Annotated in this window: 17 protein-coding genes; 13 read left to right on the plus strand and 4 right to left on the minus strand. The window is 60.9% G+C overall.

What is annotated here, in order from left to right:
- Nucleotides 1–119 precede the first annotated feature (119 nt).
- Together ACU0B3_RS16495 and ACU0B3_RS16500 are read left to right on the plus strand one after the other, a co-directional pair.
- Nucleotides 120–2234 carry an AAA family ATPase gene (locus tag ACU0B3_RS16495; RefSeq protein WP_446261971.1) on the plus strand — a complete coding sequence of 705 codons (2115 nt, stop codon included), beginning with the start codon at nucleotides 120–122 and terminating at the stop codon, nucleotides 2232–2234.
- A complete protein-coding gene (locus tag ACU0B3_RS16500; protein WP_446261972.1) occupies nucleotides 2234–2647 on the plus strand; it encodes a DUF6634 family protein in 414 nt (137 codons plus the stop codon). Before ACU0B3_RS16495 ends, ACU0B3_RS16500 begins: the two co-directional genes overlap by 1 nt.
- 285 nt (nucleotides 2648–2932) lie before the next feature.
- Here the strand turns inward: ACU0B3_RS16500 and ACU0B3_RS16505 are convergent, their stop codons facing one another.
- Entirely contained in the window at nucleotides 2933–6004 is a 3072-nt protein-coding gene (locus tag ACU0B3_RS16505; protein WP_446261973.1) for a hypothetical protein, read from the minus strand.
- A gap of 686 nt (nucleotides 6005–6690) precedes the next feature.
- Between ACU0B3_RS16505 and ACU0B3_RS16510 the strand changes: the two genes are divergently transcribed.
- The 4 genes from ACU0B3_RS16510 (at nucleotide 6691) to ACU0B3_RS16525 (ending at nucleotide 13452) form a co-directional block, all read left to right on the plus strand.
- A complete protein-coding gene (locus ACU0B3_RS16510) occupies nucleotides 6691–9057 on the plus strand; it encodes a hypothetical protein (protein WP_446261974.1) in 2367 nt (788 codons plus the stop codon).
- A gap of 12 nt (nucleotides 9058–9069) precedes the next feature.
- Entirely contained in the window at nucleotides 9070–10479 is a 1410-nt protein-coding gene (locus ACU0B3_RS16515) for a hypothetical protein (RefSeq protein ID WP_446261975.1), read from the plus strand.
- A gap of 803 nt (nucleotides 10480–11282) precedes the next feature.
- The gene (locus ACU0B3_RS16520; RefSeq protein ID WP_446261976.1) at nucleotides 11283–12425 is read left to right on the plus strand and encodes a hypothetical protein; all 1143 of its coding nucleotides are present in this window, start codon (nucleotides 11283–11285) and stop codon (nucleotides 12423–12425) included.
- A 1-nt stretch (nucleotide 12426) separates the two neighbouring features.
- Nucleotides 12427–13452 carry a hypothetical protein gene (locus ACU0B3_RS16525; protein ID WP_446261977.1) on the plus strand — a complete coding sequence of 342 codons (1026 nt, stop codon included), beginning with the start codon at nucleotides 12427–12429 and terminating at the stop codon, nucleotides 13450–13452.
- Here ACU0B3_RS16525 and ACU0B3_RS16530 read toward each other — a convergent pair.
- The 3 genes from ACU0B3_RS16530 to ACU0B3_RS16540 form a co-directional block, all read right to left on the minus strand.
- Complete coding sequence (locus ACU0B3_RS16530; RefSeq protein WP_446261978.1) at nucleotides 13449–14333, minus strand: DNA adenine methylase; 885 nt, start codon at nucleotides 14331–14333, stop codon at nucleotides 13449–13451. The genes ACU0B3_RS16525 and ACU0B3_RS16530 overlap by 4 nt on opposite strands.
- A 255-nt stretch (nucleotides 14334–14588) precedes the next feature.
- Entirely contained in the window at nucleotides 14589–15920 is a 1332-nt protein-coding gene (locus tag ACU0B3_RS16535) for a DUF6538 domain-containing protein (RefSeq protein WP_446261979.1), read from the minus strand.
- Between the two features lie 636 nt (nucleotides 15921–16556).
- Nucleotides 16557–16784, minus strand: coding sequence for a hypothetical protein (locus ACU0B3_RS16540; RefSeq protein ID WP_446261980.1), 228 nt, complete (start codon nucleotides 16782–16784; stop codon nucleotides 16557–16559).
- 278 nt (nucleotides 16785–17062) lie between these two features.
- Here ACU0B3_RS16540 and phnC point away from each other — a divergent pair, with 278 nt between their 5' ends.
- From phnC to ACU0B3_RS16575, 7 genes are all read left to right on the plus strand, one after another.
- Nucleotides 17063–17878: a phosphonate ABC transporter ATP-binding protein gene (phnC, locus tag ACU0B3_RS16545; RefSeq protein WP_446261981.1), complete on the plus strand. Its 816-nt coding sequence runs from the start codon at nucleotides 17063–17065 to the stop codon at nucleotides 17876–17878.
- Between the two features lie 59 nt (nucleotides 17879–17937).
- Nucleotides 17938–18855, plus strand: a complete 918-nt coding sequence (gene phnD, locus ACU0B3_RS16550; protein WP_446261982.1) for a phosphonate ABC transporter substrate-binding protein — start codon at nucleotides 17938–17940, stop codon at nucleotides 18853–18855.
- Nucleotides 18856–18925: 70 nt separating this feature from the next.
- Entirely contained in the window at nucleotides 18926–19801 is an 876-nt protein-coding gene (gene phnE, locus ACU0B3_RS16555; protein WP_446261983.1) for a phosphonate ABC transporter, permease protein PhnE, read from the plus strand.
- On the plus strand, nucleotides 19798–21123 hold the full coding sequence (phnE, locus tag ACU0B3_RS16560; protein ID WP_446261984.1) for a phosphonate ABC transporter, permease protein PhnE: 1326 nt from the start codon (nucleotides 19798–19800) through the stop codon (nucleotides 21121–21123). Before phnE (ACU0B3_RS16555) ends, phnE (ACU0B3_RS16560) begins: the two co-directional genes overlap by 4 nt.
- A complete protein-coding gene (locus ACU0B3_RS16565; protein WP_446261985.1) occupies nucleotides 21123–21737 on the plus strand; it encodes a chloramphenicol acetyltransferase in 615 nt (204 codons plus the stop codon). The genes phnE (ACU0B3_RS16560) and ACU0B3_RS16565 overlap by 1 nt, the downstream gene beginning before the upstream one ends.
- Nucleotides 21738–21741: 4 nt before the next feature.
- Nucleotides 21742–22230: a GNAT family N-acetyltransferase gene (locus tag ACU0B3_RS16570; protein ID WP_446261986.1), complete on the plus strand. Its 489-nt coding sequence runs from the start codon at nucleotides 21742–21744 to the stop codon at nucleotides 22228–22230.
- A 67-nt stretch (nucleotides 22231–22297) separates the two neighbouring features.
- Nucleotides 22298–23512: a glycerophosphodiester phosphodiesterase family protein gene (locus ACU0B3_RS16575; RefSeq protein ID WP_446261987.1), complete on the plus strand. Its 1215-nt coding sequence runs from the start codon at nucleotides 22298–22300 to the stop codon at nucleotides 23510–23512.
- Nucleotides 23513–23526 lie beyond the last annotated feature (14 nt).

The following is a 23526-nucleotide window of genomic DNA, read 5'->3' on the forward strand; positions in this document are numbered from 1 at the left end:
CCTCCACCCTTCTCTCGGAACCCGTCTCCATGTCTCCATCATCATTGAACACGTGCGCCAGCACGTTCTCTTCGCATGCCCGGACCCGGGCCCTCACCCATCGCCTGACTAAGGCGATCATGGATCGCCATCGCGAAGATCACTGCGACGCGCTTGCGAAATCCTGGGGCGCGGACAACGCGCCGCGCCCGGCACGGCTTCCCGACATCGCGCGCCTGGTCGCGATCTCTGGACGAGGTGTACCGACGGCGTCCAACATGACGCCGGAGGACATCGCAGACACGATCAAATCCGGCGTCGATCCTTACGCCACGGCCATCGACGGCACCGCCGTGCGCCAGGCGTTGCACCCACCGCTGACGGACCTCCTCTGCGCCATCCAACTCGCGCGTTGGTTCCCGGACTGCGACCCGGACATCGGTCCCTATCCACCGGGCGTTACTCTCATCCGCGTGGCGGACTCCGCACTGCGGGAGCGGCTGGAGGATCCATTGGGCTTCGTGCTGCCGTTTGTCTGGGAAGCGCTCATGCCAGGGAGCGAAAAATATCCGGACCATGTCGCACTCGTTTGCGTCGAGTCAGCAAGTGCGTTCGTCAAGACCGACCCGAGGGAGAAGTTTCGGGAAGGCCTCGACGAGGCGCTGGCGAAAGGCCTCGGCGTCGTCGCCCTTGCAACGGATCCATCGGACCTCTCCGAGGGCGGCCGCATGCTTACGGTCAATGACGTCACTTGGCCGGAACTCGACAGCGATACCGTCATTGCTCTCCTTGCTGCGACCCACAGCGCGACCGGCGAGGTTGCGGAGGCGGAAATCCGGGCCCGACTGTCCGGTAACGGCGGGATTGGCGGGCTACCATGGCCGGTCGTCAATCATGCTTTCCACGGGTCAACGACGCTGGACGTCGCGGACCGCATCGCCGCCGCTCGCGTCCCCGCGCTGCCTGCACTGCGCCGCACTCTGGACGACGTCTGCGGGCTGCCCGAGGTCACTGGCGAGCTAAGGCACCTCGTCGAGGATGTCCGGGAGTGGCAGGCCGACCAACTTGACTGGGCTGACGTCTCCGCCAGTATTCTTCTCCATGGGCCGCCCGGCACGGGCAAGACTATGATCGCGGAAGCCCTCGCCGGGAGCGCGGGCGCGACCTTCGTAGCCACCTCCTACGCCGAGGCCCAGCAGGCCGGACATCTGGGCGATTATCTCCGGGTAATGAACGCGAATGTGAACCGCGCCATCGCCAACGCGCCTTCCGTTTTCTTTATCGATGAGATCGACAGCTTCGTTACACGACGGGGGGCCGAAAGAAACTTCTCGACTTACATGCATTCGGTGGTCAACGGACTTCTGGAACAGCTGACCAAGCTAAATGATGCGCCAGGCGTCATCGTTGTGGCCGCCACCAACCATCTCAGCGTCATTGATCCCGCCCTTATCCGCGCAGGTCGGTTCGACAGGAAGTTTGCAATCGGCTTCCCGGACAAGAACGGTATCTCAGCCATCCTGGCTGGACATCTCGGAACGGACAAGCACCCACTTCGCGACCTGGCTCCTCGGCTTGTCGGCCTGTCGGGGGCGGACATCGCGGCCATCGCCCGCGATGCTAAAGGTGTAGCGCGGCGGGCGCGGGAACCGCTCGCGCTCTGCCATGTGCTCTCCGCTGTCGATCAACGCGTGTCAAAGCCCGACCTCGAGCATATCCGAAGGAAGGCAATCCACGAGGCTGGTCACGCCGTTGTGGCACATATGCTCGGACTCAAACCCGGACATCGGATCTTCGTGGGCGCGATTGGCGGAGGCTACGACTCGCCAGTCCCCCCGGTCATGACCCCGGACATGGCTGATCGCGAACTCGCCATGCGGTTTGGCGGGCGCGCGGCAGAACTGGTTATCCTTGGTACGTTCTCGACGGGTTCGGGCGGAAGCGAACACTCTGATCTCGGCGGCGCCACCGACCTCGCAATCGACTTGGAGCAGAAGTACGGATTTGGCCCGTCTCTACTTTACAGCCAAGTGGCCCCCGGGGATCGCCACCGGATGCCGGACGAACTGCGGGACCGTGTCGAACGGCGTCTGCGGGAGGCCGAGGAATGCGCAATCTCCGTTGTTGAAGCCAACCGAGACCTCGTCGAGCGCGTTGCCGACGCACTTATCGAGCACCGGGAACTCGACGGTGACGAACTGCTAAGGCTCCTCAAACGCGATGAGGTAGATCGCCCTATCCTGGAGGCGCCTTGATGCTCGACCCGCGCCTATTCCAAAGCTACGACCATCTCGTCCGCATGCACGGCTGGCTCATCGATCCGGTCCCCGACGATCCATCCTCCGCACCGCAGCTGTCGGACTACACCATCGCGGTCGACCCAATGGGCCTGCTGCGCCTCGTTGGTCAGGTCTCCGGCCATCCGCGCCTCGGTAGGCGATGGATCACCACGAGCCCGATCTGGCAGATCGATCTGCAAGGCACCCGCGCAAGGACGTCCAGCCGTTGGTACCGACTGGCAGCGGGGTTCCGAGACAGCCTTGAAACCGAAGCAAACCCGAAGGCTGCCGTGATGGCCGAGCAATTCCTGTCGCCAGCCGATGCCATCGCCCATTTGGGCCACATCCGATTAATCGTCGAACGGGAACTTGGAAAACAAGCTCATTGATGAAGGACAGGTGAGCCCACGGGCTCCCTGGCACCATTAGATCAACCGCAGAACATCGACTGTCTGTCCTGCCCCCCAAAGCAGGAATTGCTTAGAGCTGCCCTCCGCTAATGGCCGCTATTTCTGCGGTAGCACACGCAATACTGACATTCGCTGCAAGTCAAAAACCCGAGGTAGTTCGAACTCATGATCTGTGGAACGAAGCCGCCCTTCGGTCTCAAGCTTTGAACCTCCGCTCATTTCGTTGGGCTATACCCAGCTGCACCTAATTCGGGCGCCAAACCTTTAGTCTTCCCCCAGCGCATGGCTCGGATTAGATTCTGCAGAGTGGGCGACGATCTCGGCCAACCGCATCGCGAGTATCCGCTCGGGGGGTAGAAGAGGTAGGGAATAGAATGGATCCTGCCCATTAGTCGTCTTTATGTAGAGCTCCCGGTAATTGGGGGCCCCAACAAACGGGGCCGCATCCCCAGAGTTTCGATCGAGCTCGGAACTGGCGCGGTCAATCACTGCTTGCAACCGACGTTTAAGCGCCTCCGCAGAGGTTCCTTCGAGTTGGTCGCGCGCCGGCAGAGCGTAGGCTGCAAGGGCGTATCGTGGCCGACCGAGGGAGATCAGTGTCGCTGCGCTCTCTATCTGAAATTCCTTGAACTCCTTTTCGCTTCCTCCAAACCGTCCCAGCGCGATTCCGACCCGGTCGAGGATGGCCTCTGCCACTTGTGGCCCTCCGGTGCTGACGGCCGAGCGACGCACGATGCGGGCGCGCCGCGTCTCGAAGGCCAAGTTCTGGAACTGATTTCCTACATCTAAAGAGGTGGACTGGAGCTGCTCGCATAGGATCCAAGCTTCGGTCTGCTCCATGATATCTATAGTCGAACTGCGGGCCAACTCGGCCGCCGCCGGCTCGATAAGGGCATCGAGGAAGCCTAGCGCCCGTTCGCCTTGCAAGCGCGGAACCATCTCGTCATCACATAGCACGCGAAAGAGCTGGATCGCCCAGGCGCGGAACGTCTTACCAGTCACAATACTCTGGGCACTGCGTGACTTCGCAGTAAGGATGGCTGCGAGGCGAGCTATTCGGCGCGCCCTCTCACGTGATAGCACGTTTGGATCACCGCCCATATTTTTAAGTCGCTCGATATCGCCGCGCATTCTCAATTGCACTGCAAGCGCTTGTTTGAAGGCACCAGCCTCAAGAAAAGACGTGATTTGATGACTGAACAACATGAGCCTAGCCCTAGCGCAAGTCAGGCATTGGTCTTCGCCGACGATCTCAAGGCCGCGCTCAAAGGCTTTCTGCGAATTCTGAAGGTTGAGGAGGACGGCATAGGTCTTACCGACCTCAAGGTGATAATACGCTACGTTGATCGGATTGAGCCCAAGCGCAGGTTCAGGATTCATCGCGTCGCCGTTTTTCGATAGTAGACCAAGCAGTTCGATCTTTAAGCGGTACTGCCCGGTAGCGCGCGACAAAGTCTTCAGACTCCGAGGCTTTGGATCGTCAGACCGGTCCGTATCGAAGGACTCGCCTAACTCCCTATAAATTTTGTGGGCTGAGTGGACATGGTCAGGTTCACCATCCGGGTGGGATTGAAAAGCACGTACGTAGTGCCGGACCGCCTCTGTAGCAAAGAGTATGCGACCATCATTCCAAGGCGGTTGAACTGGAAATTCGTCGCGGGGATCAGCTGGCCCATACCGAAGCGATTGATCGTCGTGAAATGCCTTGGCCAGATCGTGAGCGATGGCAGCATGCCATTGCGTACGCGTGTGGGAATCCGTCTGAATCCATTCGTCTTGGATCGCTGCGCGTACTATTTGTGACATAACGAATGCGTCGTCGCGCCCGCTCATGTGGGAAACGAAATCGAGCGAACCGTGTATCTTAATAGCGTGAAGCCGTTTGTCGTCCCCGCGAGCAACCCAAAGACGCTCAAGCATTCCCTTGGAGAAAAAGTATACGCCAGTTGAGATTAGGCGGAGCGCGTCCACCTCGGGTTCAGTTAGCGTGCCGGACTGCAGCAAAGCCACGATGTCTTCATTGATGGTCTCGACCTCCGGGACTTTGCCGAGCAATCCAGGCCCCACCATGCGATTAAACCCCTGTGTGGCGTCGTGGCAGCTGAAGTTGCGGGCATTTGACAGGCAGATTGCCCTGAAGCGGACTGAAGCAGGCGTGACGGCACGCTCCCCCGTGCCACTATTCTCGGGATCCGGCAACCTGCCGATCTCATGGTAGTGCCAGTCGATGCGCTTTTTCCGCGGCCAGTCGTTCGACAGCAATTCGTCGCAGAGTGGCCCTTCGCCAGCCATTCTGCGTTCGCCCCGGTAGTGATTCAGCATCTTGTCGAAGTAGTCTCGGGCTTCGCCTGAGGTGATCCGGGGGTCGAGCTTCAGGGTATTGAATCGATCCGCCGCGAGGCGGATGCTCCGGGGCCATTCGTTGACTAGCAATGGGACGGGACTTGTGTTGGGCAATTCCGAGGAAATTAGGCTCGAGAGGCGTTCGATCACGGCGAAGGCCGAGTGTGGCCTTCCCTCGATGGGCGGAAGGGCCGAGAGATTGTGTACGACGAGCAGTTGGCGTTGGCTGGCCAAGCTTTTGAGAAGTACCCGGGGGTTGTAGCTCCCGGATCCGGAGATGGGATCTTGGACTTCGCGGAGCAGTCCCTCCAGTTCATCGGCTAGGCGTGGCGCGTCAGCGGGCTCGTCGAGGGTCAACAAACGGTCCGCCCTGACGTGCCAGACGCCACCGGGATAGAGCGCCTGGAAATCTTTGACGGCGGGCAGATGATGAATAAGGAAGCGGCCTCCGAAATGGGCACGCGACTCCACGACGACGCCGCGGGCGCGGCCGCGCTTGGGCGCGAGCGCGGCCACGATCTCTCGTAGCTTGGCCATCTCAGTCTCGTGAAGGACAACCTCGCGCGAGAGCTCATCTTTATGGTGGACAAGCCGCAGTGCCTGGGCGCTTCTTTCTTCGCGAGCTATCTTCTCAAGAAAGCAGTTGACCTCCGTCTCGATTTCGGGTTTCAGCGCGACGCCAATGGCACGGATCTGGCGGGCGTAGGACTGCTGGTCAGCGGCATCGAGAAGGCAGGCGATTCGCGCATCTTCGCGGGGATTAGGTGGGAGTGGTTCACCGAGCAGATCCTCGTAGCCCATAACTGCCACGAAATCTTCACACTTCATAGAGTTCAGTTGCTCGCGGAGTTTACTTTCTGGCCTTTTATTCGTGCGAAGGTTTGTGATCTGGCTCGGTGAACAACGGAGCTTCGCCGCCAGCCTTGTAGGTATCTTGGTTCGCACGTTTTTCACAACTGCGATATGGTACAAAAATACTTCGACGTAACTCATCTGATCTTAACGATTTATTAAGCATTAGCTGTACGAGACTTCCAACCTCGGTACGTCGCATTAGCTCCGCTGTCGTTCACCTTTCTTGCAAAACATTAGGCTTCGGTCCTCACGTTCACAACAGCCTTTCGCTGTCGTGAAGAACCGTTCGATATCCGAGGCCTATAGGTCATTCTCCCCAAGACTGTTTCCTTTGTAAGGGTGCCGCGCTCCGGCGGTGCCCGATGACGAGGGGGAAGTCATGGCAAGTCCGAAAAAGACCTTCTTCACCACTGCGGAAGCGTGGAGCCCGCCGAGGGACATCAACCCTGACACTTTCCGGCACGGCGATGAGGCTGCCCGGGACGCGGCCGAGGTGTATCGCGCGTTTTATCGCAAAGACATTGCAGGGAAGATCCTGTCTTTCGAGATCGCGGCCGGGCTGGGGCTGGCAAGCTGGCCTCTTCGGGGGGCGCCCGCGCCGCGGCGGTTGCTACTGCTCTTGCGGTCGCGGCTCTACCTGTCGCCGGAAAGGTCACTGGCAGCTTCGTTGCACCCCAGGCAACCGAGGCTGTCGCAGTCGCGATCCTGCGGGGCTCTGCCGGAGCCGAAGGTGGCGCAACGAACACTCTCTGCAAGTCGCGCATTGCGCAACTCCACCACCCCGTCAGCGGCAACTCACCAACCATGCCCGGAGGTGATCCTTGATGGACGATGACATGATCAAGAACCTGCGCGCGCAAGCCCGTGTCGCAGCAGAACTCCGGGACGCGATCTCGCGAAATAGGCCCGACACGGAGCTCGTACGGATCTACCAGATCTTCGCCCAGTTTCTGCGCCACGAGGAAAAAAGGATCCGCCGCGAAGCCCGGCGCAGCAGGCGCGCTAGGAGGCGCGGCCTTTTCACGCGCCCTGCCATGCCCCGGCTGGGTGGCGTCCGCGCCGCGCTGACCGGCCCATTGCGGCTAGTGGACGGGACTGCGCGGGGTATCCTGCGCCTTTCCCGTAATCCTGTTCGGGTCGCGGCGCTGTCTCTTATGGTGGGTTCAACTGCTCTCGCGGCGGGCGCTTACGTTGCGCCGGGGACGACCGGGCGTATCTTCGCGGCCATCGTGACCAGCGCTCCGCTCGCAGACGAAGGGCCGCGTACACGGCTCGACAGTCTCGACTGTGCGACCTTTGTGCCGGTTCTCGACAGGAACGACGCGCTGCTCGGCTACGGCCCCAAGAAGGCTGGATGCGGCGCGCCCGGTGACCGAACCGCAAACCGCTTTACGCCCAGCCTGGTAACTGCGGCTCTGCCGCCCGATCAGGTGGATCGCTATGCGCGAATCATCGCCGTGGTCGAGGGGGCATCGACGGGGGGCGGGACGCTCGGGGGGATCAACCTCACAGGCCTTGCACGCGCCGCGAAGGGCGCTGCCACGGGCGACCGCATCGGCGGTTCCAGCGGCTTCGTAAGTGCCTACGAAGTCGCCGGCGATGAACAGGCACTAAGCCGTGGTGTAGGCGACAAGCTTGCCACGCTGCGCGATGCTGCCCTTCTCGCCACCGGCACGCTGTCGGATGCCCAGATCCGGGATTTCGTCACTCGCGGCCTGCCCGCCGCGATCGAGTTCTCCGGTCCAAGGGCCGGCCTCGCGCTGGCAGGGGGTATCCTGCCGCAGGCCGTATTCGGGGTCGACGGGTTCGAAGATCTTGGCGATGGCCACCTGTGCTTGCTCGCCGCGGCTGCGAAGAAGCATATTATCCTGCCGGGCCCGGATGCGACGCAAGCGCACCAGATCCAAGCGGAAGATCGCCTAGAATGGGTGAAACAGAGGGCACGCAATCGCTGCGTCCAAGCTGGGCTGCATGACGGCGTCCTGACCCCAGCCCAGGCGACGGTCGCGCTAGCCGAGATCGACGCCTACAAACTTCCCGTCGGCACTCAGGCGCTGATATCGCCCCCCGGGCTCGGGATTGTGCTGGCGGATGCCGCGGGTCTGTCCGCGGCGACTGGCCCGATCCGCACGCAGATGTCGCGCGACGGCCAAGATCTGCTAGTAGCCGAAATCGGAGCGCTTCGGCGTGACATCGCCCCCCGCCTGGCCACGGGTCTCTGCGCGACCAACTGCATTGAGGGCGAAGAGAGGTTGGACGTCCTGGCTGCGATCGCACGCATCGACGCGAATGCGATGCCGATCACTGCCTTCTCTGCCTCGCGTCACGGGTTGTGGCACGGTCCGCTGGTGGCCGCAGCTGGGGCGGCGCCAGGGGACGCTGTGCGCGGCACGCCCAAACGTGCGATCGCGAGCCTTGCCAAAGCGTTGGCCCTGCCCGCGCTTATCCATAGCGGCGTTGATCTGATCTGCCGCCGAGACTGGGCGAATATTCGCGACCGGGGCCAGCGTGGCATGGCATGCGACGCCCCGGGCGCGATGGTGACCTTACCGGTGATTGTGGGCCGCAGCCTCAACACCGCCTTCGCCGAAGCGATCCGAGTGGCCGGGACAGACACCGTCGTCGCGGGGCTTGAAGCGCTGGGCGGACATGTCCCATCCTACGGCACCGAGGCGCAGCTGCGCCGCGCGCTTGCCACGGGAACTGCCTTGGGCATGAGCCCTGAAGGCGCGATGCGCGCCTTCGCGACCCTGGTGGCCGCGGCCGAAGATAGCGGGTCCGTCCCCGGCCCGTCGCTGCACGCAGCCTCGGTCGACCTGCCGTCGCTGCCCGCCCCGGAAACTGGCTTCAGCGGCAACGAGCGCGTCCGCTTGGCCGAAGCGCTGGGCGCTGCGATCCACCGGTCAGGCGGGACGCTCTACCGCCTGCGTGAGCCCCTGATCGAGATGGGCTGCGACGCGCATAGCCTGTTCGGCAAGACCGGAACGTCCGAGGCGACGACTCCCACTGGGGTGCGCGACCGGATGGCAATTGTGCACGCGACCTGCGGAGGCGTGTCGCAAGTCGCTATGGTTGTAATCGGCAGCCCCGATATCGACCGGCCCGCCGACGGCACGCACGCGCGGGACGTCGAACGCCTGATCCTGACCAGCTTCCGCGCCGGTCTCAACGCTTCTAGTGACGCCAATTGAAAGGGCCCGATCATGACAAAGACGTTCTTCAAGCCAGCGCTTTGGGGTGCCTTCGTTCTGACTAACCTTGCGAGCTTCGTCGGTACCGGGCTCGGGCTAGGGTTCATCCTCAACGCCGCATGGGATCAGGATCCTCGGGTGGCCTATGCCGTGGCCTTCCTCATTTCCTCCATGATCCAAGCCTTGCTGAGTGGGTTCTGGATGCAAGCCAGCGACCGAATTGAGGGCACCCTGCGGCGCATGCTCTGGCTGTCGCTGGGGCTATCGATGACGCTGCTGTCGGCGACGCTCGCCACCGGTTTCTGGACTTGGACGTTGGGTCTGGACGAAGAGGTCGCGCGCGTGCGGACTGCCCAGTCCGCGACCACTGTGACCGGCCCGTTGAGAGACTTCGCGGATCGTTATGCGCAGATCAGTACGGGCTTCGACGACCTGTCCGTGACGATGATCGAACGGCGTCAGACCGAATACGACAATGGCGATTCCTGCGACGGTCCTGCGGTGCAGACCGGGCCAGGCCCGCGCACACGCCTGGCCGATCGCCTTCAGGGGGAAGCCGCGACCCGGCGCGATATTGCCCAGGCGCTGGCCGATGATGCTTTCGACATGGCCGTGGTACCCGCAGGGGCCGACGACGCGATGCTGCGCACCTTGCTGCGCGACGCAGACGCCCTGACTCGCGACCGCCGGGCGCGCGACTTGCGAGGCTGGGCCAACGGCTTGGTTGCGCAGTTTGAAGGGGAATTCACTGATCCCAGCACCGGAGCGGTTTTCACCTGCCCGTCCAGTGCCGTGGTGACCGACCTGCGGGCCATCGTGGCGATGATCGACGCGCCACCCGGGTTGCCAACCGTCTCTCCGATAGCGACGGAGGATGGGTTGGACACGGCTGTGCGGTCATCCTTCCGCCAGTCCTGGCAGATCCTGGGCTGGCTGGCCCTAGGTTGGGACGAGCCCGACCAGGACATCCTGGACGTTACCGGTCCCGCAGTGGGCTTTGCGCTGACCAACGAAGCGTTGATTATCCTATGCGCGATCCTGTTGGGGCTGTTGCGCGGGCGGCAATCTCCACAGGCGCCCGGCGGCAACGAGATGACCCCGACCCAGCGGGAAGAGACGCTGGCCCGGGTCACCGCCTGGACAGTGCTCTACATGCCCGGGCGGACGCCGGCCTTTCTGGTGCCCGTGGGCGGCAAACCCGAGGCCACGCGCATGGCGGAGGCCGAGGTCTACCGCTGGCGCATGCCGCCACTGGCCGACGAGGTCGCCGTGGATTTCGCCATGCAAGCGCCCGACGCCCATGCTGAGTTGCAGAACCTGACCGGTGCGCGCCGCTTCCGCGCCTACGTGGTGCCGCGCCGCGCTACCGCTTGGTACCGCCAGGCTGCTGTGGACCTGCAAGATAGCCTGCGGTCCGCCTGACGCCAGCGCTTACAGCCTCCGGGTTGCGGGCGTTCCGTGCGAACAGATGAGCTTAGAACCAGTCCAACACCGCCAGCGCGGCAAAGTGACGTTGCCCCGAATTGACCGGACAGTGTCTACCACTTCGACAAGTGGTAGGAGTATTGTTCTAATAATTTCTGATCTTATCCTCAGGCCCGAGCTGTTGACCGAGCCTCAAAGCAGTCGCTGACACGGCAGTCAGTCGAACCAGCTCTTCGCATGGCGCAAGCTTACGTCACGGGGGGACTAACGGCGCCGAGCGCGGGAAGGCATCTCTTTGTCGGAGCGATCACAAGCGATAGCGGGACGCCTCAGGTCGTGGCACATGGTGCACTCATCCAGAATAGTCCCTCGGAAGAGGCTGCCTATCTTATCACGGCCGTTTTATTGCGACTTGGAACGGGGGCAAGCAGAGGGGCCAGCCCCATATGAAACACTCGAAGCGGAAGTTTGTGCTTTCTGCAGCATCGATCGAAGTGGGCTCTTAGCCTCAATGTCAGCAACGGGCTCTGAAGCTGACATGGTCCACCTGCGTATCATGCGGGAAGCCGACTTCCGCCACGACCCGACAAGAGGCAGCACGACACAGGTTTCGGCAACGCCTTCTCCGTCAGGTAGTTTGCCCTTAAGCGGCGGTCGTCGGCGGCAATCTCGCTGCATGATGCATGGCTCTTGCCCGTTCCCGCGGACACGCGCTGCTAGACGCCCGTCCTTAAGCTCACTAAAGCTGGTGCGCGCACCGAGATTCGGCATAACGAACCGGTATAAGGGACGGAAGCTCTATGGACTGGGATCAAATCGTAGGTGTCAAAAAGACAGAACTGGTTGACGTCGAACTTTTAGATTTCGACACGAAAAATCCACGCTTCACACCCGACAAGCGCCCCGACAAAGATACTGACCTTGCTATTGTGGCTGAGTTGGCCCGAACTGCAGATCTTTCCGAATTGGTTCAATCAATCGGCACGAGCGGTTACATAAATATTGAACCGCTTGTGGTTGTTGTTCGAGACGGCAAACTGGTCGTCCTTGAGGGAAATCGAAGGCTAGCCGCACTCAAAGCTCTTCGAAATGAAGAGTTGGCACTGCACGCAAAACTAACGGCACCGGAATTCGACGACGAGGTTCGGGCCACCATGGACAACATCCTAGTTTATCGTGTGGAGCACGAAGAGGACGCCCGTGAACTAATTGGGTTCAAACATATCAACGGCCCGCAGGCTTGGGACGCTTTTGCAAAAGCTACTTTTGCGGCAAGGTGGCTGGATTCTCAGGCCAACGAAGAGAGGCCATTGAAGCTTGTCGATATAGCGGCGCGAATGGGTGACAAACACGCAACCATTCACAGGATGGTAACGGCTTACTATGTATTGATGCAGGCAGAAGATCTCGAAGTCTTCCACATGGACGACCGGTACAAACGAGCTTTCAGCTTTTCCCACCTGTACACGGGCTTGTCGTATAGTGAGTTCACCGACTACCTCGGCATGCCTCGGCCGCAGAGGGATCAAGACCCTTCAAAAAACCCAGTCACTCCAGAATACCACGAAAAACTGGGCTATGTCCTGACTTGGCTGTACGGCTCGAAAGAACGTGAAGTCCAACCTGTGGTGCGCAGCCAGAACCCTGATCTGGGTCGAGTGCGGGAAGTCCTGAAGTCCAAGTCCGGAACCAAGGTGCTTGAACAAACTAGCCACCTTGAAGATGCGTTGATCACTGCAACACCAAAGGACTTACGGTTCTCAAAACACGTTGTTGAAGCGAATGGCCAACTTCGTTTGGCTTTAGAAACCTTAGATGGCTTTGACCCCGGAACCCAATCTGAGCTTCAGGAAATAGTTGCGTCGGCATCGAAACGGATTCAGGTCATCAAGGCTACAGTTGATAGCCAAATGGCTGATTTTGAAGACTTTAGTGAAGAATGACATGGCGATTGAACCCGTAGTGACGCCCGGCTTGAACGCCGATGATCATGTCTTGGTGGACTGGTTGGAGCTTGTTGCTTTCTTCAACGAGTTTCGTACCGCAAGACTGGACGAGCTTGATGCGGCCATCGAAGAGCAATTTGAGGCCCTTGAAGATGATCAACCTGACGACGACACCGATGATCTCGGATACGATGATGCCGGAAACATCGCAAGAATTGACGCGGAAAAAGAGAGAGTTCGAGAGCGTATTGAAAATGAAGTCGATTTTCGGCTCAAGGACTGTGACAGTGCATATCCCTTTCGTCTGGGAGACGACGCGGAGGAGTTGGTCTTGGTAGAAGATTGGCAGGATGACAGATTTACGCCCTACCTAACCTGCCTGGTCACAACTCATTTGACCAAGAAAAGTCTCTTTGATTTCGAAGTTACAGACGAGTTGATACAGCGGCTCCGGAATAGGGTTTTTCAGGTTCTCTCGACCTTTGCGATGGCCGGTTTAGCCAGTGGAAGCGCCGCAAGCATTGGATGGCCGCGCACTGACAAAGCCGATATCATTGCTACTCTCAAAAGAGCGGAGGCGCGAGGCGCTGGATTCCAGACGAGAGACGCTCCAGGAAGGTACACACCACCGAAAGAAAAGGATGGGGGTGTCGACGTGATTTCTTGGCAGATCGACGTTCGCCCACCACCGATTCTGTTCTATTTTGCGCAAGTTGCCAGCGGCCATAATTGGCCAGGCAAACCAGTAAGTACGCACTCAAAACTATTTGAAAGGCACTATATGGACGACCCGCATCGCGGCAACGTCAGTTATGCAACCTTGATTCCATTCCGTGTCGCAGACGAGGATCAGTGGAACAATGAGCACGTGATACACGGCGCGCTTCTCGACCGTACACGTTTGCCAAAAAACGCAGTTCTTGGACAAGCCCTTGCCAGAGACGGTGTCGAAATCGATGAGTCCGAGAACATGCCACAAGTTCTTGCTTGGTTGAGCGATTTCCGCGCAACCGCTCTCGCTTAAAGGTAATTCGGCTCTACAAGTATTTCATTCTCGCGGCGCTTCGATTGAAGGCTGTAATTAACTGATATATTTGAACATGTCTGCGACCTGTACAACTGCCTGATCAGTGGTGCATCGTCGTAGGTGAGAACCCAACGCTTGACGGTTCCGCTCGTCAGGATATCGGACAAGGCGACATGCTTCGCTTCACTCATGCCGTCGAAATAGAGGCGACCACCAGCTTTGACATATGGGGGGTCGATGAAGAACATTGTGTTATCCGATGTGGGTTTGCGCCGCACACGGTCGATGAAAGACAAAGCGTCCATGTTCGACAGTTCAAGCCGGTTCCGGTTCGCGGCAAGCCATTCCACTTGGTTGGCTAGGCGCTCGACGTTGAATCGTGCGTCCAGCTTCCATTTTCCGCGCTGATCGTACCCGCCGATAGGTCCAGCATTCATAATGATCCCAGACCGGGTTGTGCGATTCATGTAGAACGTTGAGAACCCCACATCGAAGTCGTATTTGTTGTCAGAGAATCCAGCAACCAAGTCGCGATGCCGATACCATTCTTGCATATCGAGGCTCACTTTTCGCAGCTTTGCGACGAAGCGCTCAGGCTCTTCCAAGATTGCATGCCATGCCGAGAAGATACGCAAATCGGCGTCATTAAGCATGATTTGGTCCGCGAAACCGTCCGCTAGTAGTATCAAGGCTGCGCCTGCTCCACCACAGAACGGTTCTGCCAAAACCCGATTTGTCGGCGCTTCGAGTAACTGCATTCGCTGCTTCAAGAAGGCCGACATGAAACCCTTGCCGCCCGGGTAACGGAACGGGGAAACCGCGTTTTGCGTTGAGCGGTTAGGGTCCTTTGGGATCTTGGTGACTGGAAGCCTTGACATTTCGTTCTCTTATCGACTGCAACGTTCGTGCGAAAGCTCTCACGTGGATGACGCCTCCGCTTGGCCTCGAAAGGTCTACGGGGCTCTGATCAAAAACTCCCTAAAGCCTCAGTGCAAGTTCGCACACACCAAAGGTCACTTTGCGTCTGACCAACTCTCAGGTTCGCTGAGTTCTGCTGGCCTCACTTTGCATGACTGCTTCCTGCGTCTGACCGACGTTCATGTCTTGCGCAGCGAACGACTGCTCTCCGCCCATCAAGCGAGATGTTCGGGCACTTCGAATGCCACTCGCAGCATTAGCACCCGCTTCCTCACAAGGCTCATAGAATCACCGTAGACCTCACGGTTTCTTGCTGCGCCGACAGAATGGCCCATCATTTCAGCGCGGTCATCGGAAGGCAGGTCTTGCATCTTCCAGCGACTCTCCCAAGTATGCCGTAGACCACCTGCCGTATAGCCTTTGGGCGGCACCAGGCCGTTGTCGTGGAGGAACCCGTTCACCTCTGCCGAGTAGCTACTCTTCCCGCGGTACTTCGGGAAGCCTTGTGGGTGCCTGCGCGCTGCGGCGAGTGCGAGGCCGACCAGCGGCATTTGCCGCAGGGAGGCGACATTTTTTACCTCTCTCCGATGCGGACCTGTCTCGAACGCAATTTCAATGTGTGGGACCGGCGCATCTAGTACAATTCCAGCCGGTGGGAGATTGTAGATCTCTGACTGACGACACCCTGTTTCGAGTGAGATCAGAAGGACGTCACGAGCTTCGGGCTCGAGCCCGTCGAATGCCCCAGGTTTCAGCCATCGGTCACGGATCCATGCGACCGGGATCTCAGATTTGCGTTTCTTAGGGGCATGCTTGTCGACGATCGAGATACGCGAATAGGGTTGCGGCGGATCCGGAAAATCGAGGCTGTCATAGTATCGAGCGAGCATCGAACCCATGTTAGAAAAGTCCTTGTTCGCCGTCTCATGAGATTGGCCCTCCTTCGCGCGGCGCGCCTGCCACCATTGCTTGTGACGGCGTGCGGCAGCGGCATCGATTGAGAGGACGGGTCGGTCTTCTCCAATTGCGGTTGTCAAGTTGGCGACCGCGCGCAGCCGCGGATTTCGCCAGAGACGCATCTGTTCTACGCTTTTGAAACGGTTATCATGGGCGGAGATGCGTTCGATCTCGGCGACGAGTTCGGAGAGCATCAGACTCGGTGCCTCGACCCCGCCGAGAAGCGCCTTGGCGACCTCCTGTCCGTCTTTCGATCCGATCTGATCCAGGCGTGACAGGATTTGCTCGAGCGGCTCCTGAGCAACCTCCACGGCCGGCTTGTACTGAACGCCCCGCGTGGCGGCCATGGCCACAGCGGCAGAGAAAAGTTCCGTGTCGTAATCGTTACGGGCCGTACCAACAGCAAGGCGCGCATCCAAATCCGCTAGGACAATTGCTTCGGCTGCGGGCATCCGTACGAGGGCTTCTTTGCGACAGCCCGTCTTCAACGAGCGGGTGATCTCGCCGCGTTTCTCGACCGTCCTATACCGGCGAGGGACGCGCATCCTGAGATGCCAGCATTTGTCATTCCGCAATACGAGCCCGGCCATGGAAATCTCCTTCCAAGCCGAGCTATGTCAGGTTTCTGAAAGTGCCAAATCGTGCTCCACATTTTGCTACACACATTCAGAAGAACAGCGTTTGCTGAAAATACCATAAGCATCTGTTATCATAGGATTTATATAGATTTGCAGATGTGCTTTCGAATCCCTTCGTCTCCGCCACAATTTCATCGAGCGACCTGCTTCGAGCATCTGATTGTTAAAAATCAGCCTTTTCCCTGAGGTTTCGATAACTTCCTGATGCACCGTCAGACTTACATGAACCCGCGGTGGCTCTGATACAGCTACTGCGACGACAGCAGGTACGGTCGTAACCATCATAGTGTGCAGACAGCGTGGACCCTATTGTGGTCGATGGCTGGACCGGCTCGCACCCGTCTTGGCGGCGTTCACCAAAGCATCGCGTTAGGCATGGGCCTGCCTTTTGGGGAAAGGGCGCTCCAGGATCGGGTGATATCGCTCTTTCCGTTCCACCAGCGCGGCGACCTTGCGATGGCCAAACGGGCGTGGCGATCGTCTTTGCCGTCAGCGAGGATTAGTGCGTTGCTTGTAAGACACCAACGGTCGCCGTGCGTGAATGGCGGACACCCTTGCATGATCTGCGGCAACTTCGTGGGGGGGGCTTCAGGCAGGGCCGGCTGGGATGGCTTCCCAGTGTTCCCCCATGGCGACGATGCAGGATGTGCCGTTGGCATAGGTCTGCACGATCAGCCATTCGCCGTTTTTGCGCGAGACCCAGACTTCCAGCATCGTCTCGGGATCGCGCAAGCCCATGCCTTGCCGCTCGGCATTCAGAACGTCGGTCAGCATCGACATCATGCGTGCGCTGTCATCGCAGCTCACGTCGGACATCTTGGCGCGCGCTTGGATCGGCAAGACGCTTGAGAGTGCGAGAACCGCAAGGGCCAAAGTAAGGACGCGACGTGGAATCATGCCTCCAGCCTAGAGTTGAGAGAGTCGCTTTGTAACGGTTTTATGACATGAGCCGCGAAAAAATCCCGCCTGGTGCCAAATGCCCGAAACATGCGCGCTGTCACAAAAACGTCGTGAGATTGCAAAAAACTTGAATCGTAACGGTCACAAAGCTGTAGCGCACCCGGCTTAATCGGGCCTCCAAACATGGGGGCGATATGCTGACGATCGACGCGCTGACAAAGCGGTTCGGAGACAAGACGGCTGTGGATACGGCCAATGTCTCGGTAGACAGACCGACGATGATCGGGATCATCGGGCGGTCGGGTGCTGGTAAATCCACGCTTCTGCGGATGCTCAACCGGCTGACGGACGCATCGGACGGCTCGATCACCTTCGATGGTGAAGAGATCACGGCGCTCAAGGGCGCGGCCAAGCGGGACTGGCAGTCACGCTGTGCGATGATCTTCCAGCAATTCAATCTGGTGCCGCGCATGGACGTCGTCTCCAACGTGTTGCACGGCACGCTGAACAAGCGCTCGACGCTTGCGACGATGTTCAATCTCTACCCGCAGGCAGACATCCACAAGGCCATCGAGATCCTCGATCGACTCGGCATCGCCGAGCAGGCCCCTAAACGCGCAGAGGCGCTTTCGGGCGGGCAACAGCAGCGCGTGGCGATTGCGCGGGCGTTGATGCAGGACCCCAAGATCATCCTGGCAGACGAGCCCATCGCCTCCCTCGATCCGATGAACGCGCAGGTGGTGATGCAGAGCCTGCGCGACATCCACGAGCAGGACGGGCGTATGGTCATCGCCAACCTGCACACGCTCGATACAGCGCGGCGCTATTGCGACCGGGTGATCGGGATGCGCGACGGGCGGATCGTGTTCGACGGCACGCCCGCGCAGCTGACCACCGGCGTGGCGCGCGACATCTACGGCGCGGGCGCGGATTTCTCCGAGGCCGCCACCTCCACCGAAATTGAAACGCTGGACAGACCCGAGGTTCGCAAAGCCGAAGCCTTCGTCTGAGCCAGTTACCCACCCGCGGGTCCCGCGGGCCACCTTCATCATATCCATGGGAGATGACGATGAAAAAGACCCTCGCCCTGGCGCTTGCCGCCTCGACTGCCCTGAGCTCCGCCGCGCTGGCCGACGGCCACGCCATCACCGAATTCCGCATCGGCATCCTGGGCGGTGAGAACGCGCAAGACCGTCTGAACGCCTATTCCTGCCTGCAGGACTACACCAGCGAGGCGCTCGGCGTGGAAACCAAGCTGTTTGCCCCGGCTGACTACAACGGCGTGATCCAGGGCCTCCTTGGCGGCTCCATCGACATGGCATGGCTCGGCGCGTCCGCCTATGCCGCGACCTTCCTGCAAGACGAGGACGCGGTCGAGCCGGTGCTGATCAAGGTCAACCTCGACGGCTCCGTCGGCTATCACTCGATTGGTTTTGCGCGCGTCGACAGCGGCATCACCTCGCTCGACGACATGGAAGGCAAAGTGTTTGGCTTTGGCGATCCGAACTCGACCTCGGGCTACCTGATCCCGTCTATCGAGATCCCGCAGTACAAAGACGGCGTGACCATGGACTCCGGTGAGTATTTCGGCGAAGTGAAGTTCACCGGCGGCCACGAGCAGACCATCGTCGCGGTCAACAACGGTGACATCGACGCCGGCGTGACCTGGGCCGACGGCCAGGGCAACTGGGAAGACGGCTACAACTCGGGCGCGCTGCGCAAGGCCGTGGATGCCGGCCTGATCGACATGAACGAGCTCCAGCAGATCTGGAAATCCAAGGTCATCCCCGAGGGCCCCATCGTTCTGCGCAAGGCGCTGCCCGAAGACGTGCGCGCCACCATGACCGAGCTGATGGACACCCTGCACGAGCGCGACGAAGACTGCGCCTATGCGGTCGCCGCTGGCGAAACGCTCGGCTTCCAGCCCGTCACCCACGACACCTACGTTTCCATCGTCGAGGCCCGCAAGGCCAAGATCGGCGGCTAAGCCATTTTCATGACGTCTCCGGCAGCTCCCCTTGGGGCTGCCGGATTTTTTGCATTCGGGGGAATGGGGCATGGCTGACGCAACGCTTGGCACGGCGCCGCAGGATGTGGGCGCGATTCAATCGAGCTACATGGCGCAGGTGCAGCGCCGGTGGCTTTACAGCGGTCTGGCGCTTTTGATCTTTGTCGTGCTGATGGTGTCGGGTTTCAACATCGCCGACGACCGCAACGCGGGCGGGTTCTGGGACGGCATCCACCAGATCGGCGACTATCCAGCCGATGTCCTGTCCGAGGCGTGGGAGAAACGCGCCGATCTGCCCGGGCTGATCGTGAAATACTTTCCCGCGCTCTTCGAGACCATCAACATCGCGGCCGTCTCCACCCTGATCGGGGCCATCGGCGGGCTGTTTCTGGCGCTCTTAAGCACGCGGGGGCTGGCCAGATGGCCGCGCCTGATCCCGCTTTTCCGGCGCATCTCGGACATCATGCGCGCGGTGCCTGAAATCGTGATCGCGCTGGTGCTGATCTTTGTCCTCGGCGGCGGGCCGGTGCCCGCGATGATCGCCATCGCGATCCACACCGCCGGCGCGCTCGGCAAGCTCTTTTCCGAAGTCTCCGAAAACGCCGACCTCAAGCCCATCGAAGGGCTGGGCTCGACCGGAGCCCGATGGTCGCAGAGGATGCTGCTGGGCGTGTTGCCGCAGGTGGCGCCCAATTTTGTCAGCTACGCGCTCTTGCGCTTCGAGATCAACATCCGCGCCTCGGCCATCCTCGGCTTTGTCGGGGCAGGGGGCATCGGCTACGAGCTGCGCAACGCGATGGCCTGGGGGCCGGGACGTTTTGACGAGGCCGCCGCGATCTTCATCCTCTTGTTCGGGACCATCGTCTTCTTTGACCAGCTCTCGAGCCACTACCGCAACCGACTGACCGAGGGGCAGGCACAATGACAACCGCTGATCTGAGCCGCGATCTCGACACGACCAAGGACGAGGCCACGAGGCTCTTCGCGCGCAAGCGTTTCTTCGGCTTTGCCATCCCCACAGTGATCCTCGCTTACCTGGTCTACATCTTCTTTGCGTTCGACCTGCCGGGTCTGGCGCAGCGGGCCAGCATGGAGAACGCCGTCACGCTGGTGTCGGACAGCTGGTCCCACAAGGTGCACGTGACCCGCGACAACCGCTCGGGCGAGATCAGCTATGCCGTCGAGGGCGAGCGCAAGGGCCGCTATCCCGAAGGCCAGCGCCCCGCATGGGTGAGCGGCGACGACATCCTCACCATCGACCTCGGCGGCGGCCACATCGTGCGCTACCTGCCGGAGAACCGGACCGAGATCGAACTTCCCGATTTCCCCCTGATCGAGGTGCAGGCCGAGGGCCGCAGCGTGGTCAGCAACCTGCCCGAGGATGTACCTGACTGGATCAGCGCCTCGAACCGCCGTATCGGCATCACCACACCCGAAGGCCGCATCACCCTGACGGGCGCGCGGACCGAAGTGTTCAACTACTTCCCGGGATGGGAGCTCTTCTGGTTCACGCTCGACAGCCCCTATCACGGCCACGGGATGGGCACGATCCTCTTTGGCGAGCGGCTGGATCCGGCGCGCAGCAACGTCACGGGCGCCATTTATGACTGGTGGAACAACGCCATGTGGCGCCACAACGATGTGGTCTGGGCGATCGGGGAGACGCTGCTCATGGCCTTCCTCGGCACGATGGGCGCGGCGATGCTGGCCCTGCCGCTGGCGTTTCTGGCGGCCAAGCGCTTCTCGCCGCTGATGCTCTTGCGCGCGGCGACGCGGCGGGTGTTCGACTTCGTACGCGGTGTGGATGCGCTGATCTGGACGGTGGTGCTGGCCCGCGCCTTTGGCCCCGGTCCCCTGACCGGCACGCTCGCCATCCTGATCACCGACACCGGCACTTTCGGCAAGATCTTTTCCGAAGCGCTGGAAAACGTCGATGGCAAGCAGATCGAGGGCGTGGAAAGCACCGGCGCCAAGCCGCTGCAACGCTACCGTTTTGGCGTGATCCCGCAGGTGGTGCCGGTGCTCCTGGCGCAAATCCTCTATTTCTTGGAATCCAACACCCGCTCGGCCACGATCATCGGCGCGATCACAGGCGGCGGCATCGGCCTGATGCTGACGCAGGCGATCCAGACCCAGAAGGACTGGGAGGAGGTCGCCTATTACATCGTGCTCATCGTCCTGATGGTGATGTTCATGGACTGGTTCTCGGGCTGGCTGCGGGGCAAGCTCATCGGGCGCAAGGAGTGATGGCACGGCTTGGCCCGGAGCCCTTTGTCCACGCCGAGTGTGAGATCACCGACAGCTCGTTTGGCGCCTACGTAGAGATCGGGAAGGGCAGCCGGGTGAACAATTCGGCCTTCGGCGACTATTCCTACTGCGACCGCTATGCCGACATCGCCAACGCGCAGATCGGCAAATTCTCCAACATCGCCGCCTTCGCCCGCATCGGCGCAACGGATCACCCGCTGCACACGGCTTCCTGCCACCACTTCCTCTACCGCTCCGACGACTACTGGGACGATGCCGCGCGCGATGCGGCCTTCTTTGCGCACCGCCGCTCACGTACCGCCCATATCGGGCACGACACCTGGATCGGCGCGGGCGCGATGATCAAGCCTGAGGTGACGCTGGGCCACGGTGCCGTCGTCGCGGCGGGCGCGGTCGTGACAAAGGACGTCGCGCCCTACACCATCGTCGCCGGAACGCCGGCCAAGGTGCTGCGCCTGCGCCAGCCTCCCGAGATCGCCGAGCGCCTGATCGCACTGGCTTGGTGGGACTGGCCGCACGATGCGTTGCGCGCAGCGCTGGAGGACTTTCGCACGCTGGAGGCCAAAGTCTTCCTCGACAGATATGGGGGGTGACGCGGTGCCAATTTCGCCAGAGTTCCACCTCAGGCGCGCTGCCGACGGTGATCGGCGCCGCATCCTCGAGCTCGAAGAGATCGGCATCCGCGCGCACGCCGAAGCGCTCTGGGGCAACTGGCGCCCCTCGGCATGCCCCGAGACGCTCGACCTCGCAGGTCACGAGATGGTCATGCGGGACGGCGCCGCGCTCGGCGTCATTCAGACCGTCCGCGCGCCGAACCACCACCAAATTGCCAAGCTCTACCTCGATCCCGAAGCCCAGGGCCAAGGCGTCGGAACGGCGCTGTTGCGCCTCAGGCAAGACGCGGCGCGCAAGGCCGAGCTGCCGCTGCGGGTGCGGGGGCTGACGACCAACGTCGCGGCGCGCCGCTTCTACGAGCGTGCCGGGTTCCGCCTTGTGGACGAGACCGCCGAGCGCTGGTTCTGGCAGTGGTCCCCCGAGACTGGCCAAACCGGGTCCAAGGCAAGGGCGCCGTCACAAAAGCTTTGAGCCCGCGTCATGCAGGCTTTGCACTTTCACGCGACTGTGAGCGCATCCGTAACCTGGGGACTTTCCAATGCTTCGCACTTGTCTGATTGCGACGGCCGCGCTGGCCGCCGCACCCGTTTTCGCGCAATCCATCGACCGTGTCGATTACGGCCCGCGCCCGCTCTACCTGATCGACCGCATGGCCGATGGCCCGCTCAAGGACAAACTGATGTCCTGCTCGGCGCAGGAGGCTGCACCGTCGCTCTTTTCCATCGGGCACCGGGGCGCACCGATGCAATTCCCCGAGCACACCGTCGAATCCAACGTCGCGGCCGCGCGGATGGGCGCAGGCATCCTCGAATGTGACGTGACCTTTACCAAGGATCTCGAGCTGGTCTGCCGCCACGCGCAGAACGATCTGCACACGACCACCGACATCCTTGCCACGCCGCTGGCCTCGACCTGTGTCACGCCCTTTACGCCGGCGGAGGGTGACACGCAGGCCGGCGCCGAGTGCCGCACCTCCGAGATCACCCTCGACGAATACCGCACGCTGACGCCCAAGATGGACGCGGCCGACCGCTCGGCCACCACCGTGGACGCCTATCTTGGCGGCACCGCGGATTGGCGCACGGACCTCTATTCCGCCGAGCCGGCCACGATCATGACCCACGCCGAGTCCATCGAGCTCTTCAAATCGCTGGGTGCCAAGTTCACCCCCGAGCTCAAGTCTCCTTCGGTCGAGATGCCCTTCAACGGGTTCAGCCAGGAAGACTACGCGCAAAAGCTGGTGGACGAATACAAGGCCGCCGGCATCCCGGCAGCGGACGTCTGGCTGCAGAGCTTCAACCTCGAGGACGTCCTCTACTGGATCGAGGCCGAGCCCGAGTTCGGCGCGCAGGCCGTCTACCTGATGGACGAATACAACATCGAGGGCTACTCGCCCATGGACCCGGCCACCTGGCCGAACACCATGGAAGAGCTCAAGGCGATGGGCGTGAACTACATTGCCCCGCCGACCTGGATGCTCGTGACGCTCGATGGCGAAGAGATCGTTCCCTCCGAGCTGGCCGTGCAGGCCAAGGCGGCAGACCTAAAGATCGTCACCTGGACCATCGAACGCTCCGGCCCACTCGTGCGCGGCGGCGGCTGGTATTACCAGTCCATCGGCGACATCACCTCCAGCGACGGCGTGATGTACGACTACATCGATGCGCTCGCTCAGGACGTCGGTGTCGAGGGGATTTTCTCCGACTGGCCCGCAACCGTGACCTATTACGCCAACTGCATGGGTCTCGAGTAAGCCCCAGGCTACCC

The sequence above is a fragment of the Pseudaestuariivita sp. genome (genome assembly GCF_052825805.1).